General features: G+C 64.3%; 1 protein-coding gene. It reads right to left on the bottom strand.

The annotated features are described in order from the left end of the window. A partial coding sequence (locus tag ACZ60G_RS44030; RefSeq protein WP_465818368.1) for a condensation domain-containing protein occupies positions 1–2,489 on the bottom strand: 2,489 nt, incomplete at both ends.

Genomic DNA, 2,489 nt, shown 5'->3' with positions numbered 1-2,489 from the left:
AACGGGTGTGGTCGATCGTGGACAGCACCGAAGGTGAGACGAGAACGTGGCTGACCTGCTCGCGGTCGAGCAGCGCGGCAAGTTCATCACCGCCGTAGACATCCGCCGGCGCAATGACCATGGCCGCCCCCTCGGACAACGGCAACAGCATCTCCAGTACCGACGCGTCGAAGCTCGGTGACGCCAGATGCAATGTCCGGGAGCCGGATTCGACACACATGGCGCTCGAGACTGCGACCGCGCAGTTGCCGAGCCCGCGGTGAGTAACCGCGACACCCTTGGGTAGTCCGGTTGATCCGGAGGTGTAGATGACGTAGGCGATATCGTCGATCCGCAACGGACGAACCCGGTCGCCGTCGGTGATCGGACCGCTGTCGGCCTCGTCGAGGTTGTCGAACGTCAACCACTCGGTGCCCTCTGGCAATCGCGCGGGTATGGACCCGGCCGTAATGCCGAGGGCCGCTTTCGAATCGGTCATCATATGGGTGATGCGTTCAGCCGGATAAGTGGGATCGATCGGCAGGAAAGCAGCCCCCGATTTGGTCACCGCCCACGCGGCGAGCACGGAGTCCACCGAACGTGGAATGCCGATCGCGACAACATCTTCCGGTCCGATACCGCGTTGGATGAGCTGCCGCGCCAACCGGTTGGAACGTTCGTCCAGCTCTCGATAACTCAGCCGTTGTCCGTCGCACACGATCGCGGTGGCGTCGGGATCGAGCGCGGCTGCCGCCGTCAGCAGGTCGGGCAACGTGGTGGGCGGAGCCGACGGCGCACCGGACCGAGTCAGTAGATCGACTCGCTCAGCCGGTTCTAGAACGTCGATCGCCCCAACAGGCACAGTCGGATCGGCGGCGATCGACTCCAGAATCCGAATCCACCGATGGACAACAGAATCGACGGTCGCGGCGTCGAACAGATCGGTGGCATAGGTGACCGCGACGCTCATATCGCCGCTGTCATGGTTTTCCGACAGGATGAATTGCAGATCGAACCGGGATACCTGGTTGGGCAGTTCGACCATCGACAGCTCTAGATCGGGAAGTCGCAGTGTTACCGGTTCCAGATTCTGGAACGCCAGCAGCACCTGGAACAGCGGGTGTCGCGCTTGGGACCGCTGTACGACCAGTTTGTCCACGACCTGCTCGAACGGAACGTCGGCGTGTTCGAAGGCGTCCAAGTCGGATTGTTTGATCCGGCGTAGCAGGTCGCTGAAGGATTCGTCGAGATCGATCTCGGTCCGCAGCACCAGGGTATTGACGAACATGCCGATCATGTCGTCGAGTGCGGCCATTCCGCGCCCGGCGATCGGTGTGCCGATCGGAATGTCGGTGCTGCCGCTCAACCGGGCGAGCAGCACGGCCAGCGTGCCGTGGATCGCCATGAACAACGACGAATTACGCTGCCGCGCAAACCGTTCCAATGCCCGCACCGAACCGGCGGACACCGAGTAGTCGATAGTGGCGCCCCGATTCGACAGCACCACCGGCCGCGGCCGGTCGAACGGCAGGCGGAGCTCCTCGGCAACGCCGTCCAGCGCCTCGGTCCAGTATCGGATCTGTTCGGCGCACAGCGATTCCGGATCGTCGGGTGTGCCGAGGGTCGCTTGCTGCCACAGCGCGTAGTCCGCGTACTGGACCGGCAGCGGTGTCCAGGCCGGGGCCCTGCCGCTGATCCGCGCGGCATAAGCGGTTGTCACGTCGCGGGCCAGCGGCGCCATGGAGAAGCCGTCCGCGGCGATGTGGTGCACAACGACGGCCAATACATATTCCGGTTCCGCGCCGCCGACAATGCGGAACAACCGGGCACGCACGGGCGCCTGGATGGTCACATCGAAGCCGTCGGCGACGAATTCGGTTACCGTCCGGACCAACTGGCTCGGCTCGACCGGCACCACGATCAGCTCGCGGTCCACGTTCTCAACGGGTTCGATCAGCTGGACCAGCGTTCCGTGGTCATCCGGATACCGCGTTCGCAACGACTCGTGCCTGCCCAGCACGTCGATAACCGCCGCGTGCAGGGCGTCGATGTTCAAGTCACCGCGCAGCCGAATGGCGATCGGCATGTTGTATGCGCCCGATGCGGTGTCGTACTGGTTGAAGAACCACATCCGTTGTTGGGCAGGCGCGAGCGGCACGAGATCGGGTCGCGGCCCGGCGACGAGCGGCGCGCGTCTGCGCCCGGTACCGGCATGCTGCTCGATGCGGGTGGCAAGTTCCGCGACCGTGGACGCCTCGAACAACAGTCGCACCGGAATCTCGGCATCCAATGCGGTCCCGAGTCGCGCCGCGACGCGGGTCGCGACCAAGCTGTCGCCGCCCAGGGCGAAGAACGAATCGTCGAGACCGATTGTGTCGATACCCAATACGTCGATGATTGCCTGGGCGATCGCGCGTTCGGTTGGTGTTCGTGGTGCTCGGAAGGGTTTGCGGTCGGCGAAAACCGGCTTCGGCAACGCCCTTCGGTCCAGCTTGCCCACCGGCGTCAAC

The organism is Nocardia sp. NPDC102475, from assembly GCF_055584605.1.
The sequence above is the reverse complement of the archived record's forward strand: the minus strand, read 5'-3'. Positions and strand labels throughout refer to the sequence as shown.